This is a genomic window from Aminobacter aminovorans (assembly GCF_900445235.1).
Taxonomy (GTDB): Bacteria; Pseudomonadota; Alphaproteobacteria; order Rhizobiales; family Rhizobiaceae; genus Aminobacter; species Aminobacter aminovorans.
Window position 1 is genome coordinate 944,347 of record NZ_UFSM01000001.1, and the last position, 25,601, is coordinate 969,947.

Sequence of the window (25,601 nt, forward strand, 5' to 3'; positions counted from 1 at the left end):
GTGAGCACCCTCTCCCCGTGAACGTGGAGAGGTGAGAAGCGACGGCGTTTCAGCCTTTTGTGAAGTAATAGCCCGCAAGGAACAGCCCGACCGCGACGACGAAGGTGCGGACGAACGCTTGGGGCACGCGGCGCGCGGTCCAGACGCCGGCATAGCCGCCGAGCGCGACACCCGGCACCATGATCGCGGCATGGGTCCAGGCGACTACACCGCCCGAGGCGAAGATGATGATGGCAACCGCTGCGATGACGATGGAGAGCATGTTCTTCAGCGCGTTGAGGCGGTGGTAGTCGCCGCCTTCGGTGAGGCCGAGGGTGGCCAGCATCATCACGCCCATGCCGGCGCCGAAGAAGCCACCATAGATCGAGGTGAAGAGCTGGACGATGCGGCCGGCGAGCGAGGCGGGTGCGTCAGGGGCGCGTTCGGCTAGCTTTTTTGGGCGCAGCCACGGGCCGGCGGCGAAGAGGGCGGTTGCGGCGAGCAAGAGCCAGGGAACGAGGGCGCCGAAGGCGACATTGTCGAGCGAGAGCAGGAAGAGCGCGCCGGCCAGTGCGCCAACTGCCGAGATGACGGCGAAGGTGATGGCGCCGCGCCACATCAGGCGGATGTCGTCGAGATAGGCCCAGGTCGAGGTGATGTAGCCGGGGAACTGGGCGATGGAGGAGGTCGCGTTGGCCGAAATCGGCGGGACGCCGAGCATGGTCATGGCGCCGAAGGTGAGAAAGGTGCCGCCCCCGGCGATGGCGTTGACGACGCCTGACAGGAAGCCGGCGAGAAAGAGGATGCCTATTGTGATCAGGGACACGGGCTGCCTGCCTTGCTGCTATGTTGGCGGGTCTGTAGAAAGCGCGGACGAACGATGCAAGCCATCGCTTGCCGATGTCGGCGGCATGGTCCAATGTCGGGAAAGCGGACACAATGTCCAGGCTGCACGCCCTGGCTGCAAAAAAGAAGCGGCAAAGGCGTGACAAATGACCGAAATAGCGCTATGTGCCCGCCCGAACCGGACGAATAATCGACCGGACCCGTCAACAGTGACGGTGTAGTCGCCCCTGCCAGAAGACCCGCGAGGGAAGAAGGCATAACCGAGCGGTCATTGGAACTGCAAGGCGAGCGTTGGGCGCTCTGGCTGTCGGAAGAACAAGAAGTGGATTTTTGAGATGGATATCATCCGCCAGCTCGAGGCCGAACAGGCCGCCAAGATCGAAGCCAAGCGCACCCTGCCTGAATTCCAGCCCGGGGACACCGTGCGCGTCCAGGTGCGCGTCACCGAAGGCACGCGTACCCGCGTCCAGGCCTACGAAGGCGTCGTGATCGCCCGCGCCGGCTCGGGCTTCCAGGAAAACTTCACCGTCCGCAAGATCTCCTATGGCGAAGGCGTGGAACGCGTGTTCCCGGTCTACTCGCCGATGATCGAGGGCGTCGAGATCGTCCGTCGCGGCAAGGTGCGTCGCGCCAAGCTGTACTACCTGCGCGATCGTCGCGGTAAGTCGGCTCGTATCGTCGAGAACACCGGCGTCCGCGCCCGCAAGCTGAACGACGCCGAGCGCGCAGCACTGGTCGCCGAGAAGGCCCGGATCGAAGCCGAGAAGGTTGCAGCAGCCCAGGCGCTGGCCGCCGAGAAGGCCGCCCAGGAAGCCGCCGAGAAGAAGGCAGCAGCCGAGGCCGCCAAGGCGGCTGAAGCCGCCGCTGAGACCGCAGCCGAGTAATTTCCGGACTTGATTTCGAAAGGGCGGCTTCGGCCGCCCTTTTGCGTTTGGGGAGGATTTGTTGGTGGTGAGCTCGCGGAATTTCGTCGTGCGTCGGCTGATGCCGGGCGAGGGCGCTGTCTATCGCAAGCTGCGGTTTGCTGCGCTTGAAAACGCGCCGCTGGCTTTCAGCTCGAGCCCGGAGGACGAGGCGCATCTTGGCGATGCCGATTTCGAGGCGCGGATAAGCCTGGCCGAACCCGATGCGGTGTTCGGCGTGTTTGGTTCCGGTGCGCTCGTTGGCGTGGCGACGTTCATTGCCGAAAAGCGACGCAAGACGCGGCACAAGGGTGCGATGTATGGCGTCTATGTCGACCCCGACTGGCGCGGCACCGGTGCTGCTCAGGCGCTGGTACGGCAGGTGGTCGACCACGCGACGACACGTGGCCTTGCGCTGCATGCCCACGTGATCGCCGACAATGCGCCGGCACTCCGGCTCTATCTCGGTCTCGGCTTCGTCAGCTATGGCGTCGAGCCGAGAGCGCTGCTGGTCGACGGGGTGTTTTACGACGAGCAATTGCTGATCTACCAGCCGCGCGGCTGACGCCGAAGTTTGTTCCGCAAACACGCTTAAAGCGAAACAGATACAGTGCATTCAGCTGTGCCAGCGCATCGTCCATGCTTGCAAGCAGGCTTGGGACGGCTAAAGTCTGGCGCAAATCGACCGGCGCCGCCGGTCTTGTGTTGTCGGGGAACGCATCATGTCGAATTTCAAACTGTCGCTGGCCGGCGCGCTGGCCGTCGTGCTTCTGCCCTTTGCCGCCATGGCCCAGACCCTGCCGGACCTCGGCGGCAAATCGGTCGTCGTGGTGACCGAGAACGCCTATCCGCCGCTACAGTTCATCGACCCCAAGACCGGCAAACAGATCGGCTGGGAATATGACGCCATGGACGAGATCGCCAAGAGGCTGAACTTCAAGATCGAGTACCAGAACACCAGCTGGGACGCGATGATCCAGGCGGTATCGGACGGCCAGTATCAGGTCGGCATGACCGGCATCACCATCAAGGACGAGCGCAAGGAGAAGGTCGACTTCTCCGATCCCTACATGCGTTCGCAGCAGTTCATGCTGGTGCGCGCCGACGAGGCCCGCTTCACCGACGCCAAGAGCTTCGGTGCCCTCAAGGACGGCCTGATCGCGGCGCAGCCGGGCACCTCGCCCTTCTACACCGCCGTCTACGAGATCCTCGACGGCAACGAGCAGAACCCGCGCATCAAGCTGTTCGAGACCTTCGGTGCGACCGTGCAGGCGCTCAAGGCCGGCGACGTCGACCTCGTGCTGACCGACAGCGTCGCCGCGCAAGGGTATGTCGATGCCTCGGAAGGCAAGCTCAAGGTGGTGGGCGAGCCGCTGGGCAGCGAGGATTTCGGCTTCATCTTCAAGAAGGGCTCGGACCTCGTCGCCCCGATCAACCAGGCGATCGCGGCGTTGAAGGCTGACGGCACCTTCGACAAGCTGAACAAGAAGTGGTTCCTCGACTACAAGATGGGCCAGTAGTCGCGCTGCCGTCTTCCGCTCCGCGGCGGAGACGGCAAGCCGGTTCGGGCCTAGGATCCGTAGCGGCTGGCGCCGGCGTGGTCGACGACATAGAGCCAAGTGCCGTCGGCCTGCCTGCGTACGATCTCGGCGGTGAAGCCGGAATAGAGGGCAAGACCTTCCTCATCGACAATTGCGAAATCGGCGCGCAGCAGCGCCAGGTCCCCGTGCTCGACGCAGAAGGTGTTTTGCGACGTCATCGTGCCTGGCATGCGCACGAGCCTTTCAAGCTCCCCGGCGATGGCGGCCTTGCCGGCAAAGCCGGAACCGTTGGCATCAACCAGCAGGTGGGCATCTTCCTCGTAGAGCGCCAGCAGAGCCCCGACATCGCCGCTGTTGCGGATGGCGGCAAAGGTTTCGTTCATGTCTGCTGGCCGGTAGACTTTCGTTGACATTGGCTTTCTCCTGTTTCGGCGACCAGAACACACCGCTTCAGAACTATCCAAACGGGTACCCCGAATGAGTGCAGAGATGACCGCGACCCGTGAGCGCGAGGTGCCGATGCCACGGCGGCCGGAAGTGTGCCCGGTCGAGGACTGGCTTTCCTTTCTCGGCCACCGCTGGAACGCGCTGGTGCTGTGGCAGCTCTCGGTGGGTCCGAAGCGGCATGGCGGCTTGATGGCACGGCTGCCCGGCATTACCGCCAAGGTGCTGTCGGAGCGGCTGGCTGGTCTGTTGCGTCGCGGACTCATCGAGCGCGACGAGGCCGCCGCCTTTCCGCGCGGCGTGGTCTATTCGCTGACGGCGGGCGGCGGCCGGGTGGTTGCCCTGCTCGACCAGTTCGAGACACTGCCGCATTCCTTTGCCGGTCCGCGCCAGGACGCGGCATGAGCCAGTACCGGGTCAAGAAGGACGATTTTCCCTGGTGGCTGGTGGCCGCCGTGGCGATCGGGGCCGTTTCGGCGGTCACGATCGCGGCCAGCGACGTCTACGGCCAGATTCTGTCGACGCTGGTCAAAGGGCTTTGGGTGACGCTTTTCGTTACCATCGTGGCCTTCGCCATGGCCTCGGCGCTGGGCCTGTTCATAGCCTTGCTCGGGCTGTCGAACTCCAAGGTGCTGCGCCAGGTGTCGCGCTTCTATGTCGAGATCATTCGCGGCCTGCCGATCCTTGTACTGCTGTTCTGGATCGCTTTCGTCGGCGCGCCGGCATTCGTGGTGGCATGGAACTGGGTGACCATTCCGCTGCAGTCGGCCGGGCTGATGGAGCCGATGCAGGTGCGCGACTTCTCGCTTCTGTGGCGGGCGATCATTGCGCTGACGATCGCCTATTCGTCCTTCATCGCCGAGATCTTCCGCGCCGGCATCCAGGCCGTCGATGTCGGCCAGATCGAGGCGGCGAAGGCGCTGGGGCTTTCACGCACCCAACGCTTCCGGCTGATCGTCTGGCCGCAGGCATTCAGGACCATCCTGCCGCCCTATGGCAACGACTTCATCGCCATGGTGAAGGACTCATCGCTGGTCTCGGTGCTCGGCGTCGCCGACATCACCCAGATGGCCAAGGTCTATGCCTCTGGCTCGTTCCGTTTCTTCGAGACCTATTCCATCGTAGCCTATGTCTACCTGCTCCTGACCGTCGGGCTGTCGCTCAGCCTGAGGGCGCTTGAGCGGCGGATGCGGAGGGACTTCACGCCATGACCGGAGATGCCGACAAGACCGCGCTCGACATGGTCTATGCGGCAGCAACGGAGCCGGAACTGGCTGCTGCCTATGCGGCCTGGGCGAATGGCTATGACTTGGAGACTGCAGCGCTAGGCTACTGCCTGCCATTCGTCATCGCGGCATGGGTGGCGCGGCACGTGCCCAAGGGCGAAGGGCCACTGCTCGATGCCGGCTGCGGCACTGGCCTCTCGGGGCCGTATCTGCAGGCGCTCGGCTATCACGATATCGAGGGGCTCGATCTTTCCGAGGAGATGCTCGACCTGGCGCGGGCACGTGGCAGCTACAGGGCGCTGGCGCAGGCGGCGCTGGGCGGTCCGTTGCCATGGGCCGACGGGCATTTCGCTGCCGTGTTCTCGACCGGCGTGTTCACGGCGGGCCACGCGCCGGCGTCGAGCCTCGACGAGCTGGCCCGGATCACGCGGCCAGGTGGTTTCGTCATCTTCACCGTGCGCGACGTGGTCCTGGAAACGGGCGGTTTCCAGGACAAGTTCGCTGAATTTGCGACCACCGGAAGATGGCAGGCGGTCGAGGAGAGCCCGGCTTTCCGGGCCTTTGCCGTGGCTGAGCCGGATGTGCTGGTCAAGGCGTACGTATTCAGGGTTGTCTGATATGTCGCGCGTCATTCGGCCTCTGCGACCTGATGGACGATTGCGGGCAGCGGCGTCGCGGACAAATCTCGCGGCATGGACACCGTTCGCAAGATCCTCGCCGATCCAATCTCCCGCCTGCGCCTCGCCGGCCTGTTCGAAGGCAGTACCCTGCTTTTCCTCGTGCTGATCGCCGTGCCGATGAAACATCTGGCCGGCTATCCCGCGATCGTCAGCGCGGCCGGGCCGGTCCACGGCCTCGCCTTCGTGTTCTATGTCGTTTGCCTGTTCGACAACCTTTCCGGTGGCGGCTGGTCGCCCAGGGAGATGCTGCGGACCGGCTTTGCCTGCCTCGTGCCCTTCGGCACCTTCATCAACGATCGCTATCTTGCCGCCAAGGCGGCCAACCAGACGGCAGGTCTATGAGCTATCTCGTCATCAAGTCACTGCATGTCGTGGCCATGGTCGTCTGGCTGTCTGGCATGATCTTCGTGCCGCTGACATTGTCGCGACTGGCAAAGGATGGCGGCATCGATTCACGGCAGGCCACACAGCTGCGCGCTGGTTTCTCCGCGTTGGCGACTCCGGCTATGCTGGCTGTCTGGGCCCTGGGGCTCTATCTCGCATATGACCTCGGCTCTCTCGGCGACGCCTGGCTGCATGCCAAGCTGGCGCTCGTCGTGGCGATGTCGGGCCTGCATGGCGTCCTGTCGGGGCAGTTGCGGCAGCTCGCCGGCGCCCGGCTGGCGAAGCCGGCTGCTATCGTTCTGAAGCTGCATTGGCTTGTCGGCCTGCTGTTGCTCGGCATCGTCGGGCTGGTGATCGTCAAGCCGTTCTGAGTGAGGCGGGCCCGTTTCGGGGCTCATTCTGGCTGCAGCGGCGGAACCAGCCTTGCCATGGTGCGTTGGGGGCCGAACCATCATGAGGGCCCCATGGAACAACTCGTCGAGGAATTCGGCCACCCCACTTACACTTCGTTTCCCGTCATCGTCGCACGAATGTTGCTGGCGGCCGCCTTCGGCGCCGCCATCGGCTTTGAGCGCGAATGGCGCAACCGGCCGGCGGGCCTGAGGACGCACATCCTGGTCTGCGTGGCGGCTGCGACCTTTGCGCTGCTGACCATCGAGATCGTGCATGCGCCGATGTTCGGACCGGAGGTGTTGAAGGACGGTGCCAAGGTCGACCCGATCCGTGTGGTCGAGGCGGTGACCGCCGGCGTCGCCTTTCTCGCTGCCGGCGTGGTGTTTTTCAGCAAGGGCGAGGTGCAGGGGTTGACGACCGGCGCCGGCATGTGGCTGGCGGGTGCCATCGGCCTCGCCGCCGGGCTCGGCCTCTGGCAGATCGCTGTCTTTGTCACCCTGCTTGCACTTTGCGTGCTCGGCCTGCTGCACAGGCTCGAGGTCAAGTTTGAGCTGAGCGAAGACAAGCGCGACGAGAAGCCCGGGGCGCGCAAGGCGGCCAAGGGCAAGGCCGGCTAATCAGCCTTCGGGTTCGGCGCCCGGTCGGGCCGGCGCGTCCTCGCGCACCTTTTCGAACAACAGCCGGAGCGACTGGCGCAGTGCTTCCATCTCTTGCGGGCTGGTCAGCTGCGCCCAGCGTTCGTCGACTTTGCGCCCGGCGGCGGATGCGATAGGGCGCACGGCCTTGCCGCGCTCGGTGAGGAAAACCAGTCGGCCACGGCGGTCGCTGGGATCGGGCCGGCGCTCGACATAATCAAGCTTCTCCAGCTCCTCGACCGCCTGGGTCATGGTCTGCTTACGGACATGGGCGAGCTTGGTCAGCTCGCTGACCTGGATGCCTTCAGGCGGGGTGAAGGTGAAGACGTTGGCATGCGGCGGGCGGATATCGCCGAAGCCGGCAGTGTCGAGCGCCGTATCGACGGCCTGCGTCCAATGCTGGTGGACGAGGCGCAGCAACAGGCCGAGCGGCGGATTTTCCGGAATCGTCTCGTTCAAGATAGACAGTCGCCTGACTAATTGATATTAGACAGGTACCTTACTACTTGGTCGACGAGAAGGAAAGCCGGATGCCTGAAATCAGTGTACTCGATTCCCACATTTCCTATGTGGAAGTGGGACAAGGCGTCCCGTTCGTATTCCTGCACGGCAACCCGACCTCGTCCTATCTATGGCGCAACGTTTTGCCTGATATCGGCGACGGCGTGCGCTCCCTGGCACTCGACCTGATCGGCATGGGCAGCTCGGGCAAGCCCGACATCGACTACAGCTTCGATGACCATGCCCGCTATCTCGACGCCTGGTTCGAGGCAATGGGGCTGGAGGAGGTGGTGCTTGTCGGCCATGACTGGGGTGGAGCGCTGGCCTTCGACTGGGCGGCACGGCATGCCGGGCAGGTGAGGGGCATTGCCGTGATGGAAACCATCCTGCGGCCGATGACATGGGCCGATTTCCCTGAAAGCGCCAGGCCGCGCTATGAGGCACTGCGCGGCGCGGGCACCGGTGAGACTAAGGTGCTGGACGAAAACTTCTTCATCGAGTTCGCCCTGCGCGCCACGGTGCTCAACGGGCTGAGCGACGGGGATCTCGACGTCTATCGCAAGCCTTATCCGACGCGCGAAAGCCGGCGGCCACTGCTCGCCTGGCCGCGCTCCATGCCGATCGATGGCGAGCCTGCCGAGGTGATTGCCCGCATCGAGGCCTATGACCGCTGGCTGGCCGCAAGTGGCAGGGTGCCCAAGCTGCTGCTGACCTTCGAAGGCGCGGCCGAGACGCTGATGATCGGTGCGGAGATGACCCGGTGGTGCGCCGATAACATCGCCAGCGTCGAGATCGAGAACTGCGGTCCGGCCCGCCATGCGGCGCCGGAAGACCAGCCGGTGGCGATCGCTGCCGCCATTTCAGGCTGGGCCGACCGGCATGGCCTGCGCGGGAGTGAGGATGCGCCGGTGCGCGTCGCCTAGTCGCTCCTGCGGCGTCCCGTGGCCGGAGCCGCCGGACGCCCGCCATTTTGACGCTTGGGCCAGGTGGAGCTTGTGATTGCCGGAACGTCAAAAGATTGATATTGAGCCGCTTATGGAAGAGCTCTTTGGAGATCCGGCCTACAAGGGATTCGTGCTGCAGGACCACAAGCGCCTGCCGTCGCGGTTCTTTGCCCGGATTTCAGGCGCGTTGACCAGCCGACTTATCTAGTCGCCTGCGCCGAGCCGACGGGCCTTCGGCGCGCCCTTTAGCCTTCTCAAGTTTCATATCGACGGATTCAAAGCCATGAGCGCACCGCGTACCCTCTACGACAAGATCTTTGACGACCACGTCGTCGACCGCCAGGACGACGGCACCTGCCTGCTCTATATCGACCGCCATCTCGTGCACGAAGTGACGAGTCCGCAGGCGTTCGAAGGCCTGCGCATGACCGGCCGCAAGGTCCGTCATCCCGAGAAGACGCTTGCCGTCGTCGACCACAACGTGCCGACCTCGCCGGACCGCAAGAACGGCATCAAGAACGAGGAAAGCCGCATCCAGGTCGAGGCACTGGCCAAGAACTCGGCCGATTTCGGCGTCGAGTATTACTCAGAAAACGACAAGCGCCAGGGCATCGTCCACATCGTCGGTCCCGAGCAGGGCTTCACCCTGCCGGGCATGACCATCGTCTGCGGCGATAGCCACACCTCGACGCATGGTGCTTTTGGCGCATTGGCGCACGGCATCGGCACCTCTGAAGTGGAACACGTTCTGGCGACCCAGACGCTGATCCAGAAGAAGGCCAAAAACATGCTGGTGCGTGTCGACGGCCAGTTGCCGGAGGGCGTGACCGCCAAGGACATCGTGCTTGCCATCATCGGCGAGATCGGCACCGCCGGCGGCACCGGCTACGTCATCGAATATGCCGGCGAGGCGATCCGCGCACTGTCGATGGAAGGCCGTATGACGATCTGCAACATGTCGATCGAAGGCGGCGCCCGCGCCGGCCTGATTGCGCCCGACGAGAAGACCTACGCCTACGTCAAGGACAAGCCGCGCGCGCCGAAGGGCAAGGCATTCGACATGGCGCTTGAATACTGGAAGACGCTGCATTCGGACGAAGGCGCGCATTTCGACAAGGTCATCGTGCTCGACGCAGCCAAGCTGCCACCAATCGTCACCTGGGGTTCGTCGCCCGAGGACGTGGTCGCCGTCACTGGCGTCGTGCCGGATGCCGAAGTGATCGAGGACGAGAACAAGCGCAACTCCAAGAAGCGCGCGCTCGACTATATGGGCCTGACCGCCGGCACCAAGATCACCGACATTTCGGTCGATCGCGTCTTCATCGGCTCGTGTACCAACGGCCGCATCGAAGATTTGCGCGCTGTCGCGAAGGTCGTCGAGGGCCGCAAGGTCGCCTCGACTGTCAGCGCGATGATCGTGCCGGGCTCGGGACTGGTCAAGGAACAGGCGGAAGCCGAAGGCCTGGACAAGATCTTCGTTGCCGCCGGTTTCGACTGGCGCGAGCCGGGCTGCTCGATGTGCCTGGCCATGAACGACGACCGTCTCAAGCCGCATGAGCGCTGCGCCTCGACCTCCAACCGCAACTTCGAGGGACGCCAGGGCTTCAAGGGCCGCACCCATCTGGTGTCGCCGGCAATGGCGGCGGCGGCGGCGATCGCCGGCCATTTCGTCGACATCCGCGACTGGCACTGACGAGAGCGGCCTCAGGCCGCAGCAAGAATCGACAAGGCGGCGGAGCAACTGTTTCGCCGTTTTTTGTATCAAGCGCCTGGGATGACCGGCATTTCGACCCTTGCGTTAACGTCTTTTTCGCCGGGCTGTGGTGTCATCCGCGCGAAGGAGACTGCAGTCGACGATGACCGGGGCCGAGTTCATTCTTGCGATCAACGTGTTTGTTGCCGGCCTCCTGGCCGGCGCTTTCATGTCGATCGCCATCTATGACGGGCGGCGCAACTCGGCGCGCTGGTTCGCGCTCTGCTATCTCACCGGCATCGTCTATATCGGTACCGAATTCGCGATCCCGATGTTTGCGGACACGCAATTCATCGTCACCGCTAATTTTGTCGCCTTCCTTGCCACGCTGATGTTCATGAACGTCGGCTTGGCCATCCGCTACGAGGCGCAGCCGGCATGGCGGCTGATGGCAGCGTTTCTCGTTGTGACGACGATAGCCGTCTTTGCCACGCAGGGCTTTGCCCGCGATTCGCTGCTGCGCATGATGACCTACCAGACGCCTTATGCGATCGCTCAAGCCGTCGGTGCCGCTACAATACTGCGCTCGCGCCGGCAGCTCAGCCAGTTCGACTACGTGCTGGCGGGCGTGCTCTTCGCCAGCGCGCTGCAGTTCTTCTCCAAGCCCTATCTGGCGCTCGCAGTCGGCGGCCCGGGCTCCGATCCGCATCACTATCTGCAGAGCACCTATGCGATGGTATCGCAGGCGCTCGGCACGGTGTTTGCGCTGTCGATCGCGCTGATGCTTCTGGTGATACTGGTGCGCGACATCCTGCTCGACGCGACCCAGAAGTCGGAAACCGACGCGCTGTCGGGCCTGCTCAACCGTGGCGGCTTCCAGCGCCGGGCGGCCAGCGCAATGCGCGATGCGGTGCGCCAGGGCCTGCCGATCACACTCGTCATCTCCGACCTCGATCACTTCAAGTCGATCAACGACAGTTATGGCCATGCCTCGGGCGACCGTGTCATCGAAGCGTTCGCGCAGTTCATCCGCGAGTCGATGGCCGGGCATCACGTCGCTGGCCGAATCGGCGGTGAGGAATTCGCCATCATCCTGCCGGGCGCGCATCTGGCGTCGGCGCGGCTGTTCGCCGAAGGTGCACGCTCGGCATTCTCCGGCATGCCGATCGACGGCCTGCCGGCCGATTGCCGCTTCACCGCAAGCTTCGGCGTCGCCGAGCTGGTGGCTGGCGAAAGCATCGACCAGCTGATGGTACGGGCCGATTCAGCGCTCTACGAAGCCAAGAAGGACGGCCGCGACTGCGTCCGGGTATGGGGCGCGGTACAGCCGTTTTCGGACTCGACCGTCGTATCGTTCGCCCTCAAGCCGCCAAGCAGATAGCCGCGACGACGCTGAGGGTTTAGCGGCACACCAGGCCGGGCCGCGGAATCTCGCCTTCGGAAAAGCCATACATGTAGCTGCGCCCCTTGAGCAGCATGGGCGGGCGGTAGCAGTGTCGCTGCGCGCGCGGCTCGTCGAGATAGACCACCTTCGGTCCGGTCGAACCGGTGTAGGCGGCGAGCTTGCGCGCCGAAGCGCCTTCGCCGACGATGATGCGCTTGTAGCCGGTGCTGCTTTCGACGATCAGGTTGCCGAAAGAATCGGCATAGACGCGATCATGGCTGCCGCCGGCGGCCGCGGGAGAAGTCAGTGCCATGCCTGCAGCAAGCACCAGGGCCGCGGTTGCGGTCAAAGCAAGTGTGGAACGCATCGGGCAAATCTCCCTGTTCGATCGAACCGGAGATTAACCATTTCTTAATCTTTGTTAAGGCTTGGCGTCTGCTCGAACGGAAAAGATTAACAAACATGGTTAATTTTTCGTTGCGCCGATATGCCTGCAGCCTGTCCAAAGCCAACGAACGGGTAGCCTTATATCGTCCCGATGGGGGATGCCGTCATTGCCTGTTTCGTCGGCACGTCTGGTGGCGACTCACCCACTGGGGTAGTGGCGGCATTTGTTCAATCGATTGAAGCCGTGATGCGACTAAATAGGTGCGCCAGAACGGTTTTCTGACTTTGACGCGGTGCAAAAAGAGCTTTAGAAAGCGCGCAGTCCGACGTCGCAAAACGGTGCGACGGCGCCGTATTCAAACATAGCCACGCTCGGATGCAGACCGGGGGAGCCATGAGCAAATCACAAGCAACCCAAGCCACATCGCGTGCGCGGCCTTTGTCGCCGCACTTGAGCATCTATCGTCCGCCGGTGACGATGACGACCTCGATCCTGCACCGCATCACCGGCTGCGCGCTGTATTTCGGCACGCTTTTGGTTGCCTGGTGGTTGATCGCGGCGGCAACGTCGCAGGAGTATTTCGACTTCGTCAGCTGGGTCTATGGCAGCTGGATTGGCCAGCTGGTGCTGCTCGGCTACACCTGGGCCTTGATGCTGCACATGCTGGGCGGCATCCGCCATCTGGTCTGGGACACCGGTGCCGCGCTCGAAAAGGAAACCGCCTCCAGGTTCGCCTGGGCGACGCTCGTCGGTTCGGTGGTGCTGACCGCGGTGGTCTGGATCGTCGGCTACATGGTGCGGGGAGCATAAGATGAGCGGCTCGAACAACGACATGCGTACGGCGCTTGGCAAGGTCCGCGGCCTGGGTTCGGCCCGCGAGGGCACCGAGCATTTCTGGCGCCAGCGCCTGACGGCGGTCGCCAACATTCCGCTGATGCTGTTCTTCGTCGGCCTGCTGATCGCGCTCAATGGCGCCGATTTCGCGACGGTGCGCGCCTCGTTGGCCAATCCGCTGGTGTCGCTGGTGCTGGCGCTGGTGCTGGTCTCGGGCCTCTACCACATGCGCCTCGGCATGCAGGTGGTGATCGAGGACTACGTGCATGGCGAGCTGCTCAAGGTGATGCTCATCATGCTCAACACTTTCTTTACCGTAGCTGTCGGCGTCGCTTCGCTCTTCGCCCTGCTCAAACTTGCATTTGGAGGCTGAAACGGTGGCCAAGGACGGCAAGACCAGCGGAGCTTCCGCCTATACCTATGTCGATCACAAGTTCGACGTCGTCGTCGTCGGTGCCGGCGGTGCCGGCCTGCGCGCCACGCTCGGCATGGCCGAGCAGGGGCTGAAAACGGCGTGCATCACCAAGGTGTTCCCGACGCGCTCGCACACGGTCGCGGCTCAGGGCGGTATCGCCGCCTCGCTGCAGAATATGGGCCCTGACTCCTGGCAGTGGCACATGTACGACACCGTCAAGGGTTCTGACTGGCTCGGCGATGTCGACGCGATGGAATATCTGGTGCGCGAAGCGCCGGCTGCGGTCTACGAGCTCGAGCACTATGGCGTGCCGTTCTCGCGTACCGAAGAGGGCAAGATCTACCAACGGCCGTTCGGCGGCCACATGATGAACTATGGCGACGGCCCGCCCGTGCAGCGCACCTGCGCTGCCGCCGACCGTACCGGTCACGCCATCCTGCACACGCTCTACGGCCAGTCGCTGAAGAACAATGCTCAGTTCTTCATCGAGTATTTCGCCCTCGACCTGATCATGGAGCCGGATGGCACCTGCACCGGTGTCGTGGCCTGGAATCTCGACGACGGCACCATCCACCGCTTCTCGGCCAAGATGGTTGTGCTGGCGACCGGAGGCTACGGCCGCGCCTATTTCTCGGCGACCTCGGCCCATACCTGCACCGGCGACGGCGGCGGCATGGCCGCGCGTGCCGGCCTGCCTCTGCAGGACATGGAATTCGTGCAGTTCCACCCGACCGGCATCTACGGCTCGGGCTGCCTGATCACCGAAGGCGCACGCGGCGAAGGCGGCTATCTCGTCAATTCCGAAGGCGAGCGCTTCATGGAGCGCTACGCGCCGTCGGCCAAGGACCTGGCGTCGCGTGACGTGGTTTCGCGCTGCATGACGCTGGAGATCCGCGATGGCCGCGGCGTCGGCAAGAACAAGGACCACATATTCCTGCACCTCGATCATCTCGATCCGGCGGTGCTGCACGAGCGGTTGCCCGGCATCTCGGAATCGGCGAAGATCTTCGCCGGTGTCGACGTGACCCGCGAGCCGATCCCGGTGCTGCCGACGGTGCACTACAACATGGGCGGCATTCCGACCAATTATTGGGGCGAGGTGCTGAACCCGACCAAGGCGAACCCGGACCGCGTGTCGCCCGGCCTGATGGCCGTCGGTGAAGCCGGCTGCGCCTCGGTGCATGGTGCCAACCGCCTCGGCTCCAACTCGCTGATCGACCTCGTGGTGTTCGGCCGCGCCGCCGCGATCCGCGCCGGCCAGGTCGTCGACCGCAACGCGCCGATCCCGTCGCCGAACGCCGCGTCGGTCGAGAAGATCATGGATCGTTTCGACCGCCTGCGCCACGCCAATGGCGGCACGCCGACGGCGGTGCTGCGCGAGAAGATGCAGAAGGCGATGCAGGAAGACGCTGCCGTGTTCCGCACCCAGGAATCGCTGGAGCAGGGCTGCAAGCGCATCTCCGAGATCTGGGGCGAGATGAAGGACATCAAGGTCTTCGACCGCTCGATGATCTGGAATTCGGACCTGGTGGAGACGCTGGAACTCGAAAACCTGATGTCGAACGCCATCGCCACCGTCTATGGCGCGGAAGCGCGCAAGGAAAGCCGCGGCGCTCATGCCCGCGAGGACTTCTCGGCCCGCGATGACGAGAACTGGCGCCAGCACACGCTTGCCCACGTCGCCGAGGACGGCAAGGTGACGCTGACCTACCGGCCGGTGCACACCGAGCCGCTGCTCAAGGAAGAAGACGGCGGCATCAGCCTGGCAAAGATCGCACCCAAGGCACGGGTGTACTGAGCCATGGTCGAACCGCGGCGCAGCGCAAGGCAAGCTGGAGGGCCGGAAACGGCCGTCCTCGCTTGGGCGCGCGCCGACAAGCGCTTGGAGAATTGGCGCTTGGAGAATTGGCGCTTGGCGATTTGGCGCCGGGAGTGCCGGTGATGAGCGAACTCGCCTTCTTCGCCATCAATCTCGACCGCTCGCCGCATCGCTGGGCGGAAATCCAACGGCTGTTCGGTGCCATGCCATGGCCGCTCGAGCGTGTCGCTGCTGTCGATGTACGCAACCCGGACGAGGTGCTTGCGGTGCGCGGCCAGACGCTTGACATGCCGCCCGAGGGCATCGGCTGGAACCCGCTGCGCCACCGCATGTTCGCGCTGGTCGAGGAGGCGTGTTTTGCCAGCCATATGCTGGCGCTCAAGGCGTTCCTGGCATCCGGCCACGTTCATGCGGTGATCCTGGAGGACGACGCGGTACCGCTCGACGGTTTCGCCGAGACGGTACGGCGGCTCCTTGCCAGCGGCATCGCCTTCGACATCGTCAAGATGGAAGGCATTGTGCGCAGCGGCGGCAGGCTGTCCGTGCCGGTGGCCGATCTGGGAGCCGCGAAGCTTGTGCGTTCGCTGCGCCCGTCTTCCGGCGGCGCCGGTTATCTGGTGACGCGCAAGGCGGCGGAGCAGCTGCTTTCCAGGGCCGGCAAGCTGGCGGTCCCGGTCGACGATTTCATTTCCAATGCCGGGCTGCATGGCTGCGACGTGATGCACACCTCGCCCTGGCTGATCGCACAGGCAGGTGCCGACACGACGATGGGCGACCTCAGGACGCCGCACCGCCACGTCAAGCGGCGCGACCCGTTCCATTTCCTTCAGCAGGGTCTGGTGCGCGGTCGGCTCAGAATCCAGCTCTGGCTCAACGCCATGCACGGTTCGCCGCTGTCGTTGCTCAGGCTCTACACGGCGCCTTGGTCGCCTGTCGATGTCGGCCAGCAGATGCGCCGGCTGGCTGCAGGAGCGGCAGCATGATGGCCGCGACGTTGCCTGATGCAGGATATTCGGCCGTGCCGCTGGCGACCAAGCTCGGCCTCAAGGACGGCCAGAGCGTGGTGTTCGTAAACCTGCCGGACGACCTCCAGGGGCTGGCCTCGGCGCGCGATTTCGCGGCGACGACGCTGACCGATTGGGCGGCACTCGGCGGAGCTGGCGAGCGACATGACATCGTTCATGCCTTCACCGGCATGCGCGCCGATCTCGAAGGCAACGTCGAGACATTCAAGAAGATGATCGCGCCCGACGGCGCTGTCTGGATCTCCTGGCCCAAGAAGGCAGCGAAGATCGCCACCGACATCACCGAGGATGTCATTCGCGACGTCGTGCTGCCGACTGGGCTGGTGGACGTAAAGGTCTGTGCCGTGGATGCCGTGTGGAGCGGGCTCAAGCTCGTCATCCGCAAGGAACTGCGTGCCAAGCTGTGAGGAACCGATCGTGGTCGAACTAACACTCCCCAAGAACTCGCAGATCAAGCAAGGCAAGACCTGGCCGAAGCCGGAGGGTGCGACCAATCTGCGCGAGTACCGGATTTACCGCTGGTCGCCCGACGATGGCGAGAACCCGAGCATCGACACCTACTTCGTCGATGTCGACGATTGCGGCCCGATGGTGCTGGACGCGCTGCTTTACATCAAGAACAAGATCGACCCGACGCTGACGCTGCGCCGCTCCTGCCGCGAAGGCATCTGCGGTTCCTGCGCGATGAACATCGACGGCTCGAACACGCTCGCCTGCACCAAGGGCTGCGACGACATTTCCGGCGCGGTGAAGATCTACCCGCTGCCGCATATGCCGGTCGTCAAGGATCTGGTGCCCGACCTCACCAACTTCTACGCCCAGCACCGCTCGATCGAGCCGTGGCTGAAGACGGTGTCGCCCGAGCCGGCCAAGGAATGGCTGCAGAGCCATGAGGACCGCCAGAAGCTCGACGGCCTCTACGAATGCATCCTGTGCGCCTGCTGCTCGACCTCGTGCCCGAGCTATTGGTGGAACGGCGACCGCTACCTCGGCCCGGCCGTGCTGCTGCAGGCCTATCGCTGGCTGATCGACAGCCGCGACGAAGCCAAGGGCGAGCGCCTCGACAATCTCGAGGATCCGTTCCGGCTCTATCGCTGCCACACGATCATGAACTGCGCCCAGACCTGCCCAAAGGGTCTGAATCCGGCCAAGGCGATCGCCGAGATCAAGAAGATGATGGTGGAGCGCCGGGTTTAGCCATCGGTTTTCGGCTGCGTGCCTGCTGCGTCGCGGCAGCCGAAATCGACAGCTGATGGTGGAACGGCGGGGCTGAGGTGACAGCTGATATGACCGACACAGACCTTCCTCATCTCACTCCGGTCGAAGCACGTGTGCTCGGCTGCCTGATCGAGAAGAAGGAACTGACGCCCGACGTCTACCCGATGACGTCGAACGCGCTGGTTGCCGCCGCCAACCAGAAGACGTCGCGCGAGCCGGTGATGGCGCTGGAGATCGCTGACGTCACGCGGGCACTCGGCACGTTACAGGCGAAGGGGCTGGCGAAACAGCAATTCGCCTCACGCGTCGAACGTTACGAACATCAGATGGCGCAGAAATTCTCGCTGACGCGCAACCAGAGCACTTTGATCGGGCTGCTTCTGCTGCGTGGACCGCAGACCGTCTACGAATTGCAGGCTCGCGCCGAGCGCATGGCGAACTTCGCCGATGCCGACGCTTTGCGTGGCGAGCTCGACATGCTGATCGGCCGCAGGCCTGCGCTGGTCAAGGAGATCGGCCGCGCACCCGGTCAGCGCGAAGATCGTTTTGCGCATCTTCTGGCCGGTGACGTCGATGTCGCCGCTGTCGTGCCAAGCCGAGCACCGAGCACCGCTTCATCCGTTGTCTCGGAACTCGAGGAGCGCGTTCGGCTCCTGGAAGAGCAAGTGGCGGCACTCAAGGCGCGGCTCGACGCTGTCGGCGCATAGGCGGGGCGGAACGCCTGCTGGCGATAAGAACTGCCAGGCGCCTGGTCGACCTTGATCCGTCACATCTGCTATAGCGCTCGGCAATGATGGGCGTGCGAGGGGGCAGGTTTGATCGATCGGCATTTTCCAGCATCGATGGATCCGGCAATTGTGGCCGAGATCGACAGCCGCTTGGTCGACATCGAACGCCAACACAATGTGTCATCCCGTTGGCTGTGGAAAGCGGAAGCCGAGCCTGGGGATTTCCTTCGCCGGATAGCGACTATGACTGCCGATTTGTATTTGTCAGGGCAGTCAGCGAAACCTTCACGCTGTTCCCCGAGCGCGATGTCATTGAAACGCCGTTGACCTCGATCCTTGACGTCAATGGCTGGGAGCTTTCCAAGGCCCTGAAACTCCTGCTCAAGGGCAATGTGGTGGTGGTCGAGTGGCTGACGTCGCCCTTGACCTACCAATGCGACACCGATTTTCGCGAGGCGTTCCTGAAGCTTGGCAACGAAGTCGCTGATCGCGCATTGACCGGCCGGCACTACTATCATCTGGCAGCCAATCAGCTCGACCGCTTCCTGACGACGCCGGATCTGGTTCCATTGAAGAAGCTATTCTATGCGCTACGTCCGTTGACGGCCTTGAAATGGCTCGACGAGAATCCGAGCTCGGCAATTGCTCCAATGAATTTCCCGGCCCTTTGCGCCGGGGTGCCTCTGGAGTCCTCCGTCATCGATGCGATTCAGGCATTGATCGTGCGCAAGGCCGAGACGCGAGAACTCGGTGAAGGCCCGGTTCCCACCCCCATTCTGGGGTTCCTGGCTACGGAGTTCTCCCGCGCGCAGATATGGCGTGATGGGCCCGAGTCACGCCGCCCTGGCAGCGAGCGACTCGTCGATGATTTCTGGCGCATATGGAGCCATCGCCTCGCGCCCGCGATGTTGCCGGCAGAGCTACCCTGAACGGGTCATGGCCATCGGCTTTCAGGACGTTCCCCTAATCGCCTCTCCCCCCACTTCGTGAGGGAGAGGAGGCACGGCGGTGCCTGCCGGCACCTTCTCGACGCGAGCGGAGCAGGGAGCGAGCGCCTACTTCCTTGCCGCTTCGACGATCTCGCGGGCCATCACTTCTGCGACGGCGTCGGTGGTGCGGCTTTCGCGGTCGGCGCGCTGGAAGATAGCGGTCAGCGTGTCGGCGATGCGGGCGACGCGCGGGGTGACGGTTGCGACGTCGTAGCCGCCATCGGCCATCTCCGCGGCGACGTTGATGACGCCGCCGGCATTGATGACGTAATCGGGGGCATAGAGGATGCCGCGCGTGACGAGGCGCTGCCCGTCCTCGGCGGTAGCCAGCTGGTTGTTGGCGGCGCCGGCGACGATCTTCGCCTTGAGCAGCGGAATGGTGTCGGCAGAAAGGATGCCGCCCAGTGCGCAGGGCGCGAAGATGTCGACGTCGGCTGCGATGATCGCATCGCCTGACACGACGGTTGCGCCCAAGGTCTCGACGGCGCGGGCGGTTCTGACAGCATCGAGATCGCAGACTGTCAGGACGGCACCTTCGGCGTGGAGCTTCTGGCACAGCGACCAGCCGACCGAGCCGAGGCCCTGGACGGCGACGCGGACGCCGGCGAGATCGTCGCTGCCGGTGCGGTGGCGAAGTGCCGCCTTGAGGCCGACGAAGGTGCCTTCGGCGGTGAAGGGCGAGGGGTTGCCGCTGCCGCCCTTGGTGGTGCCGCTGACATTGGGCGCGCGCTCGGCGAGGAAGTCGGCGTCGGCCAGCGTCATACCGACGTCCTCGGCGGTGATGTACTGGCCCTGAAGCGTGTTGAGCATCTCGGCATAGGCCTCGAGCATGGCAGGTGTCTTTTCGGTCCTGGCGTCGGCGATAATGACTGCCTTGCCACCGCCGAGCGGCAGACCGGCGATGGCCGACTTGAAGGTCATGCCGCGCGACAGGCGCAACGCGTCGACGACGCCGGCTTCGAAGCTTGTGTGCGGCCAGATGCGCGTGCCACCGAGGGCGGGCCCGAGAACGGTGGTGTGGATCGAGACGATCGCGGTCAGCCCGCGTGCCGTGTCGCGGCCGAGCCAGACCTGCTCGTGATGGTCGAAGCCGTCGAGATGACGAATGTCTGCAGTGATGTCGGTAATTTCGAGCGTGGTCGCGACCGATGGCTGCGGATGACGCGGTTCAAGGACGTTCAGCATGAGGGTTCCTCCCGGGTGCGCTGGTCCCCTCGAAAGCTAAACATTTTCGGCGATTTTTGGTTTCGAAGACGGGGCGCCGCGCGACCGCCCGTTGCGCGCTGCCGCTTTGCCGCGCAACAAACGCAAAACACGGGGGGCGAGCTATAGGGGTGGCCGGACGCGGGTCTGCCCCCCACGCGCCCGGCCTGCCGGCTGGTCGGAATGCCACTGCCCTGGCATTCCTTGCAGCCAGACTCCGTCAGCCGCCGGCGTCGAGCGCCGGCGCCTCAGGGCCTGTCCTCATGGATCAGGCCTTCGGTTCCTTGTTCTCCTTCGGCTGCCGCTTCTCAGCCGGTTCGGGGAGCTTTCCGCCGAACGCCATTGGGGCGAGGAAGGCGCGCGGGTTGAAGCCAGCCGCAGCAAGTGCCGCGATCGTCTTCCAGAATTGCAGGCGGTACATGTCCGTTACCTCGTTCGCTGGACTGACCACTTCGATTCGCGAGCGCAAACTAGACGTGCCGACGATGCCGTTCTTGGACTGCGCGGCCCCATGTTCGGGTTCTGGCGGTACGGGCTTGACCTATTCATCTGCGCGAAATAGAAAGAGCGTCTGCCCGCCTTGGTTGTGTATCGTTGAGTAGACCAATGACGAATCCTGATGGGCAGAATGCCTCCTTTCGCGTGCTGACAGACGATCTCCCGGCGCAGGAGCGGCTTGCCGTGCTGCGCGAGGTCTATGGCCGCACCATTCTCAATGCCGATCTCAAGCCGGTCGACGGCGCGCCTGTCCACATGGACATGCGGGTGCGGCTGCTGCCTGGCGTGGGCATCGCCACAGGCTCGGCCTCGCCGATCAAAGTCGGCATTAGCAAGGAGATGATCGACAATGACGACGTGATCCTGCTCGCCGCGCTGTCAGGTGGCAGCCACATGCAGCTTGGCGGCCAGGACGAGAGCATCCGCCCGGGCTGCGCGATGTTCGTGCCCGGTGGCCGGGTTGGCGCCAATGTCACGCGCCCAGGCTTCACCTATGTCAACCTGCGCTTCGACAGGAAAGCGCTGCAGCCGCTGCTCGGCGACGTCTCCAGTATGATGATGCGGCCGATCCCGATCAGCCACGGCCCGATGCAGCTGTTGATCACCTATGCCACTGCACTGCAGAAGCTGGACGAGCCGCTGCCGGGCAACATGGCGCGCATGGTGGCTAGCCATCTGCTTGATCTGACAGCACTGACGCTGGGGGCGGAGCGCGACGCCGAACAGGTGGCGCTGGGGCGTGGGCTGCGGGCCGCCAGGCTGGCGGCGATCAAGGCGGACATCTCGGGGCGGGGCGATCTGCGCGGGCTATCGGCCGAGGCGATCGCCGCCGAACACAAGCTGTCGCCGCGCTATGTCAGGAAGCTGTTCGAAAGCGAAGGGCTGTCATTCACCGAATTCGCGCTCGGCCAGAAGCTCAAGCGCGCGCACCGCATGCTGGCCGATCCCTCGTGGGCGCAGCGCAGCATCACCGACATCGCCTATGAAGCAGGCTTCAACGACCTGTCCTATTTCAACAGGGTGTTTCGCCGTCGGTTCGATGCGACACCGTCGGAAGTGCGGGCGGAGGGACTGGCCGCTTGAGGCGACGAGGGCGCCGATACTTGACCGGCGCCCAAAGGCCGTTCAGGCGAGGCTAGCAGTCAGCGAGACCTTGATCGCGCCAAGCGCCTTGGAAACAGGGCAACCTTCCTTGGCCTTGGTGGCAAGTTCCTGGAACTTGGCGTTGTCAATGCCCGGCACCGTGCCGACGAGGGTGAGTGCGCTTTCGGTAATGCCGGTGCCGGGGATCAGCGTCACCACCGCCTTGGCGTCGAGCTTGTCGGCGGGGGTGCCGTTTTCGGCGAGGAAGTGCGACAGCTGCATGGCAAAGCAGCCGGCGTGGGCGGCGGCGATCAGTTCCTCCGGGTTGGTGCCGGATTTGCCGGTTTCGTCCTCGAAGCGGGCCTTGAACGAATAGGGCTGGCCCTTGATCGCGCCGCTCTGGGTGTCGAGCGTTCCCGAACCTTCCTTCAGATTGCCTTTCCAGACGGCGTTGGCGCTGTGGTTCATGATGTTCTCCATGATTTCTGACGGGGCCGGTGCGGCAACCGGGTGAGACTATAGCGCTGCCTCGCGCGCCTGCCAGCGTCCCGTCGCCGGGAAATCATCGCCACACGAAAAAAGTCTTGCGCCAAAATGTCTGCTTGTCTTCGTCACGGACGTCCTTGTGGCGTGGGTCAACTCAAGGAGATCATCGGTGAAATATGTCTGCCTGGTCTATCTCGAAGAGGGCTTGTTCGGGACGCTGTCGCCCGAACAGAAAGAGAAACTCGACACCGACTCGCTGGCCTATGACAGGCAGCTTGAAGCCAAGGGCAACCTGATCGCTGCCGAGGCGCTGCAATCGGTGAAGGCGGCGAAAACCGTCATGCGGCGCGCCGGCAAGAGGCTGGTGACCGATGGGCCCTTTGCCGAGACGAAAGAACAGCTGATCGGCTTTGTGATGATCGAGGCGACAGACCACGACGAGGCCGTGGAGATCGCCTCGAACATCCCGCTGGCGGCGATGGGAAAGGTCGAGGTCAGGCCGATCTACGACATTCCCGGTGCCTGATGCTGTAGCTACCTGGATGGCGAACTGCCGCCGTCAGATCGCCTCGCCCTTGAGCAGGCGGGGAGTTTCGCCCGTCAGGCCCGACGCCTGGCGGATGAAGTAGTCCTTGAGCCGCGGCACGCGGTCGACGAGGCCGAGGCCGATGTCGCGGATGGCGCGGACGGGGGCGATGTCGTTGGAAAACAGTCGGTTGAGCACGTCGGTGGTGATGCCCATGCGCACGGTGTCGAAGCGGCGCCACTGCTCGTAGCGTTCGAGCACGTCGAGCGCGCCGATGTCCTGGCCGAGACGATCGGCCTCGACGATGATTTCGGCAAGTGCTGCGGCATCCTTGAAGCCGAGATTGAGGCCCTGGCCGGCGATCGGATGGATGCCGTGGGCCGCGTCGCCGGCAAGGGCGAAGCGAGGGGCCACGAAGGCGCGCGCCAGGGTCAGGCCGAGTGGCCATGCACGTGGCTTGCCCTCGACGCGGATCTCGCCGAGCTTGAGGCCGAAGCGCTGCTCGAGCTCGATCTCGAAGACGAACGGATCACCCGAGACAAGCTTGTCGGCGTCCTCGGTGCGTTCGGTCCAGACGATGGACGAGCGGTTGGTGCCATCCTTCGTCGGCTTGAGCGGCAGCGTTGCGAAAGGGCCGGCCGGCAGGAAATGCTCCTCGGCGCGGCCGCCATGCGGGCGTTCGTGCACCACAGTGCAGACGATGCCGGACTGGCCGTATTCCCAGCGCACCGTCTTGATGCCGGCCATATCGCGCAGCTTGGAGTTGACGCCGTCGGCGGCGATGAGAAGGCGCGTGTCGATGCTGATACCGTCGGCAAGATGGACCTTGGCGCCGGCGATGGCGGCCTCGAAGGCCTGGACGGCAACACCTTCGATGATGTCGATGCCGAGTTCGGCGGCGCGGCGGCGCAGGGCGCCGTTGAGCAGCCGGTTTTCGATCATGTGGGCGAAAGGTTCGCCGGCGCCGATCTCGCCGTCGAAGGTGAGGAAGACCGGACGGACCGGGTCGGCACTCTTCGAATCGGTGATGATCATGTCGTTGATCGCCTGCGCCTCGGGCGAAATCTCTTCCCAGCAGCCGAGCTGGTCGAGCATCCGACAGGCGGCGGCGGCGATGGCGGAGGCGCGCCCGTCCTTGCGCCAGACCTCGGCGGGCGCTGCGTCAACGATGGCGATGTGCAGATTGGGCCGCGCCTGCTTGATCGAGACGGCAGTGGCGAGGCCGACATAACCGGCGCCGGCGACGAGCACGTCGAGCTGCGTCGATTTCTTGTCGTCAGATTCGCGCGTGACCATGGCGGCGTCCTTTACGGCTAGGCTTCCCGCCTTGACTCGACGGGGGCTTCCTGCTGGAAACCGGGTATACTTCGTCCCGAAAAGGGGAAAGCATGCCGGCCGGAATACAAGAGCTTCTCAGCATTCTCAATCTCGAGAAGCTGGAACACAACCTGTTCCGTGGTCGCAGCCCGCAGGTTCAGTGGCAGCGCGTGTTTGGCGGCCAGACGATTGCGCAGGCGCTGGTGGCGGCACAGCGCACCGTTGACGCGGACCGGCACGTGCATTCGCTGCACGGCTACTTCATGCGCCCCGGCGACATCACCGTGCCAATCATCTACGAAGTCGACCGCATCCGCGATGGAGGAAGCTTCACCACGCGGCGCGTCGTGGCGATCCAGCACGGCCATGCGATCTTTTCTCTCGAAGCGTCGTTCCAGGTCGAGGAGCAGGGCCTGGAATACCAGATGCCGATGCCGCTCGACGTGACGCCGCCGGAAGAGCTGAAGTCGCAGCGCGAGCTGCTGCAGGAAGCAACCCATGTGCCCGAGCAGATCAGGCTGTTCTGGGCCAAGGAGCGGCCGCTTGAACTGAGGCCCGTCTATGCCGAGCATTATTCGAGCCGGGACAAGCTGCCGCCGCTGCAGAAGGTGTGGATCCGCCTGACGGGGCCGGTGCCGAACGACCGCGCACTGCGCTGTGCGGTGCTTGCCTATCTTTCCGACATGACGCTGCTCGATACGGCAACTTTTGCCCATGGTCGCGGCATCTTCGATCCCGACATCCAGGCGGCGAGCATCGACCACGCCATGTGGTTCCATCGCGAGCATTCGCTCGACGGCTGGCTGCTCTACACCCAGGACAGCCCGTCGACCTCGGGTTCGCGCGGCTTCACGCGGGGCGCGCTCTATGCCCAGGACGGCACGCTGGTCGCCTCGGTGGCACAGGAAGGGCTGATACGCCTGCGCACCAAGCCTACGAAATAGGCATTTTGGATAATTTGCACATTCCGTGAGCAGATGCTTTGCTGCGCCTGCGAAGGAAGTCGCTTGCGTCCAGCACATTTTCCTTAAATTTCAGACGGTTGGCTTGTGCCGGGGCAAACTGGCACGGAGCTTGAATAGCCTTGGTCACTCACCGGTGGTCTTCGGGTCCGCTGGCGACGTCTGCAACGCGGGGGACCCGCATCAGCAAGGGGTGAAACCTGATGAAAATCGTGATGGCTATCATCAAGCCGTTCAAGCTCGACGAGGTACGCGAAGCGCTGACCAATGTCGGCATCCAGGGCCTGACCGTCACCGAAGTCAAAGGCTACGGACGGCAGAAGGGACATACCGAGATTTACCGCGGCGCCGAATATGCCGTGAGCTTCCTGCCCAAGATCAAGATCGAAGTCGCCGTCTCGACCGACCTCGTCGACAAGGCCGTGGAAGCGATCACCGGTGCCGCCAAGACCGGCCAGATCGGCGACGGCAAGATATTCGTCTTCGGCATCGACCAAGCCGTGCGTATCCGTACCGGCGAAACCGACACTGACGCGCTCTGAGCGGGCCAACCAATTC

33 protein-coding genes are annotated in these 25,601 nt (G+C 64.0%); 25 read left to right on the top strand and 8 right to left on the bottom strand.

Going from position 1 to position 25,601, the window contains the following annotated elements:
* Positions 1–49: 49 nt before the first annotated feature.
* Positions 50–805 carry a sulfite exporter TauE/SafE family protein gene (locus DY201_RS04580; protein ID WP_115730188.1) on the bottom strand — a complete coding sequence of 252 codons (756 nt, stop codon included), beginning with the start codon at positions 803–805 and terminating at the stop codon, positions 50–52.
* A gap of 355 nt (positions 806–1,160) precedes the next feature.
* On the opposite strand from DY201_RS04580, the gene rplS reads away from it, so the two are divergent.
* From rplS to DY201_RS04595, 3 genes are all read left to right on the top strand, one after another.
* The gene (gene rplS, locus DY201_RS04585) at positions 1,161–1,709 is read left to right on the top strand and encodes a 50S ribosomal protein L19 (RefSeq protein WP_115730189.1); all 549 of its coding nucleotides are present in this window, start codon (positions 1,161–1,163) and stop codon (positions 1,707–1,709) included.
* A gap of 67 nt (positions 1,710–1,776) precedes the next feature.
* A complete protein-coding gene (locus tag DY201_RS04590; RefSeq protein ID WP_131922496.1) occupies positions 1,777–2,292 on the top strand; it encodes a GNAT family N-acetyltransferase in 516 nt (171 codons plus the stop codon).
* Between the two features lie 157 nt (positions 2,293–2,449).
* Entirely contained in the window at positions 2,450–3,247 is a 798-nt protein-coding gene (locus tag DY201_RS04595; RefSeq protein ID WP_115730191.1) for a basic amino acid ABC transporter substrate-binding protein, read from the top strand.
* 50 nt (positions 3,248–3,297) lie between these two features.
* Here DY201_RS04595 and DY201_RS04600 read toward each other — a convergent pair whose 3' ends face one another.
* Positions 3,298–3,681: a YybH family protein gene (locus DY201_RS04600; protein ID WP_245431890.1), complete on the bottom strand. Its 384-nt coding sequence runs from the start codon at positions 3,679–3,681 to the stop codon at positions 3,298–3,300.
* Positions 3,682–3,757: 76 nt separating this feature from the next.
* Between DY201_RS04600 and DY201_RS04605 the strand changes: the two genes are divergently transcribed.
* The 6 genes from DY201_RS04605 to DY201_RS04630 all read left to right on the top strand — a co-directional run bounded on the left by DY201_RS04605 (position 3,758) and on the right by DY201_RS04630 (position 7,012).
* Entirely contained in the window at positions 3,758–4,117 is a 360-nt protein-coding gene (locus DY201_RS04605) for a winged helix-turn-helix transcriptional regulator (RefSeq protein ID WP_245431891.1), read from the top strand.
* Positions 4,114–4,923, top strand: coding sequence for an amino acid ABC transporter permease (locus tag DY201_RS04610; protein ID WP_115730194.1), 810 nt, complete (start codon positions 4,114–4,116; stop codon positions 4,921–4,923). The genes DY201_RS04605 and DY201_RS04610 overlap by 4 nt, the downstream gene beginning before the upstream one ends.
* Positions 4,920–5,555: a class I SAM-dependent DNA methyltransferase gene (locus DY201_RS04615; protein WP_115730195.1), complete on the top strand. Its 636-nt coding sequence runs from the start codon at positions 4,920–4,922 to the stop codon at positions 5,553–5,555. Before DY201_RS04610 ends, DY201_RS04615 begins: the two co-directional genes overlap by 4 nt.
* Positions 5,556–5,630: 75 nt before the next feature.
* Positions 5,631–5,960, top strand: a complete 330-nt coding sequence (locus DY201_RS04620) for a DUF3817 domain-containing protein (protein ID WP_115730196.1) — start codon at positions 5,631–5,633, stop codon at positions 5,958–5,960.
* On the top strand, positions 5,957–6,373 hold the full coding sequence (locus DY201_RS04625) for a CopD family protein (protein WP_115730197.1): 417 nt from the start codon (positions 5,957–5,959) through the stop codon (positions 6,371–6,373). Before DY201_RS04620 ends, DY201_RS04625 begins: the two co-directional genes overlap by 4 nt.
* Before the next feature lie 93 nt (positions 6,374–6,466).
* Entirely contained in the window at positions 6,467–7,012 is a 546-nt protein-coding gene (locus DY201_RS04630) for an MgtC/SapB family protein (RefSeq protein WP_245431892.1), read from the top strand.
* Here DY201_RS04630 and DY201_RS04635 read toward each other — a convergent pair whose 3' ends face one another.
* Positions 7,013–7,489: a MarR family winged helix-turn-helix transcriptional regulator gene (locus DY201_RS04635; RefSeq protein WP_245431893.1), complete on the bottom strand. Its 477-nt coding sequence runs from the start codon at positions 7,487–7,489 to the stop codon at positions 7,013–7,015.
* Between the two features lie 47 nt (positions 7,490–7,536).
* Between DY201_RS04635 and DY201_RS04640 the strand changes: the two genes are divergently transcribed.
* The 4 genes from DY201_RS04640 (at position 7,537) to DY201_RS04655 (ending at position 11,549) form a co-directional block, all read left to right on the top strand.
* Positions 7,537–8,454: a haloalkane dehalogenase gene (locus DY201_RS04640; protein WP_425358710.1), complete on the top strand. Its 918-nt coding sequence runs from the start codon at positions 7,537–7,539 to the stop codon at positions 8,452–8,454.
* Between the two features lie 76 nt (positions 8,455–8,530).
* The gene (locus tag DY201_RS04645; protein WP_165916117.1) at positions 8,531–8,683 is read left to right on the top strand and encodes a hypothetical protein; all 153 of its coding nucleotides are present in this window, start codon (positions 8,531–8,533) and stop codon (positions 8,681–8,683) included.
* Between the two features lie 75 nt (positions 8,684–8,758).
* Positions 8,759–10,168 (top strand): 3-isopropylmalate dehydratase large subunit, encoded by a 1,410-nt coding sequence (gene leuC / locus DY201_RS04650; RefSeq protein ID WP_115730200.1) that lies wholly within the window; start codon positions 8,759–8,761, stop codon positions 10,166–10,168.
* Positions 10,169–10,331: 163 nt separating this feature from the next.
* Positions 10,332–11,549 (top strand): GGDEF domain-containing protein, encoded by a 1,218-nt coding sequence (locus DY201_RS04655; protein WP_115730201.1) that lies wholly within the window; start codon positions 10,332–10,334, stop codon positions 11,547–11,549.
* Positions 11,550–11,568: 19 nt separating this feature from the next.
* Here DY201_RS04655 and DY201_RS04660 read toward each other — a convergent pair whose 3' ends face one another.
* A complete protein-coding gene (locus DY201_RS04660) occupies positions 11,569–11,919 on the bottom strand; it encodes a hypothetical protein (protein ID WP_115730202.1) in 351 nt (116 codons plus the stop codon).
* Positions 11,920–12,333: 414 nt separating this feature from the next.
* Between DY201_RS04660 and sdhC the strand changes: the two genes are divergently transcribed.
* The 8 genes from sdhC (at position 12,334) to DY201_RS04700 (ending at position 18,908) form a co-directional block, all read left to right on the top strand.
* Positions 12,334–12,750: a succinate dehydrogenase, cytochrome b556 subunit gene (sdhC, locus tag DY201_RS04665; RefSeq protein WP_115730203.1), complete on the top strand. Its 417-nt coding sequence runs from the start codon at positions 12,334–12,336 to the stop codon at positions 12,748–12,750.
* 1 nt (position 12,751) lies between these two features.
* Positions 12,752–13,147 (top strand): succinate dehydrogenase, hydrophobic membrane anchor protein, encoded by a 396-nt coding sequence (sdhD, locus tag DY201_RS04670; protein WP_115730204.1) that lies wholly within the window; start codon positions 12,752–12,754, stop codon positions 13,145–13,147.
* Positions 13,148–13,151: 4 nt separating this feature from the next.
* Complete coding sequence (gene sdhA / locus DY201_RS04675; protein WP_115733587.1) at positions 13,152–14,987, top strand: succinate dehydrogenase flavoprotein subunit; 1,836 nt, start codon at positions 13,152–13,154, stop codon at positions 14,985–14,987.
* Positions 14,988–15,130: 143 nt separating this feature from the next.
* Positions 15,131–15,991 (top strand): glycosyltransferase family 25 protein, encoded by an 861-nt coding sequence (locus DY201_RS04680; protein ID WP_115730205.1) that lies wholly within the window; start codon positions 15,131–15,133, stop codon positions 15,989–15,991.
* Entirely contained in the window at positions 15,991–16,440 is a 450-nt protein-coding gene (locus tag DY201_RS04685; protein WP_115733588.1) for a DUF3052 family protein, read from the top strand. The genes DY201_RS04680 and DY201_RS04685 overlap by 1 nt, the downstream gene beginning before the upstream one ends.
* 10 nt (positions 16,441–16,450) lie before the next feature.
* Positions 16,451–17,230, top strand: coding sequence for a succinate dehydrogenase iron-sulfur subunit (locus DY201_RS04690; protein ID WP_067956123.1), 780 nt, complete (start codon positions 16,451–16,453; stop codon positions 17,228–17,230).
* An 89-nt stretch (positions 17,231–17,319) separates the two neighbouring features.
* Positions 17,320–17,958, top strand: coding sequence for a YceH family protein (locus tag DY201_RS04695; protein ID WP_115730206.1), 639 nt, complete (start codon positions 17,320–17,322; stop codon positions 17,956–17,958).
* A 215-nt stretch (positions 17,959–18,173) separates the two neighbouring features.
* Entirely contained in the window at positions 18,174–18,908 is a 735-nt protein-coding gene (locus tag DY201_RS04700; protein WP_245432106.1) for a nucleotidyltransferase domain-containing protein, read from the top strand.
* Between the two features lie 126 nt (positions 18,909–19,034).
* Here DY201_RS04700 and DY201_RS04705 read toward each other — a convergent pair whose 3' ends face one another.
* On the bottom strand, positions 19,035–20,153 hold the full coding sequence (locus DY201_RS04705; protein WP_115730208.1) for a Glu/Leu/Phe/Val family dehydrogenase: 1,119 nt from the start codon (positions 20,151–20,153) through the stop codon (positions 19,035–19,037).
* A 286-nt stretch (positions 20,154–20,439) separates the two neighbouring features.
* Entirely contained in the window at positions 20,440–20,592 is a 153-nt protein-coding gene (locus tag DY201_RS28920) for a hypothetical protein (RefSeq protein WP_165916118.1), read from the bottom strand.
* A gap of 185 nt (positions 20,593–20,777) precedes the next feature.
* On the opposite strand from DY201_RS28920, the gene DY201_RS04710 reads away from it, so the two are divergent.
* On the top strand, positions 20,778–21,752 hold the full coding sequence (locus DY201_RS04710; protein ID WP_115730209.1) for an AraC family transcriptional regulator: 975 nt from the start codon (positions 20,778–20,780) through the stop codon (positions 21,750–21,752).
* Between the two features lie 42 nt (positions 21,753–21,794).
* Here the strand turns inward: DY201_RS04710 and DY201_RS04715 are convergent, their stop codons facing one another.
* Positions 21,795–22,220 carry an OsmC family protein gene (locus tag DY201_RS04715; protein WP_115733589.1) on the bottom strand — a complete coding sequence of 142 codons (426 nt, stop codon included), beginning with the start codon at positions 22,218–22,220 and terminating at the stop codon, positions 21,795–21,797.
* 187 nt (positions 22,221–22,407) lie between these two features.
* On the opposite strand from DY201_RS04715, the gene DY201_RS04720 reads away from it, so the two are divergent.
* Positions 22,408–22,764 carry a YciI family protein gene (locus tag DY201_RS04720; protein ID WP_115730210.1) on the top strand — a complete coding sequence of 119 codons (357 nt, stop codon included), beginning with the start codon at positions 22,408–22,410 and terminating at the stop codon, positions 22,762–22,764.
* Between the two features lie 33 nt (positions 22,765–22,797).
* Here the strand turns inward: DY201_RS04720 and DY201_RS04725 are convergent, their stop codons facing one another.
* Positions 22,798–24,060, bottom strand: coding sequence for a ubiquinone biosynthesis hydroxylase (locus DY201_RS04725; RefSeq protein ID WP_115730211.1), 1,263 nt, complete (start codon positions 24,058–24,060; stop codon positions 22,798–22,800).
* Positions 24,061–24,152: 92 nt separating this feature from the next.
* Between DY201_RS04725 and DY201_RS04730 the strand changes: the two genes are divergently transcribed.
* Complete coding sequence (locus DY201_RS04730; protein WP_115730212.1) at positions 24,153–25,025, top strand: acyl-CoA thioesterase; 873 nt, start codon at positions 24,153–24,155, stop codon at positions 25,023–25,025.
* Positions 25,026–25,246: 221 nt separating this feature from the next.
* Entirely contained in the window at positions 25,247–25,585 is a 339-nt protein-coding gene (locus DY201_RS04735) for a P-II family nitrogen regulator (RefSeq protein ID WP_055975214.1), read from the top strand.
* The last annotated feature ends 16 nt before the right edge of the window (positions 25,586–25,601 follow it).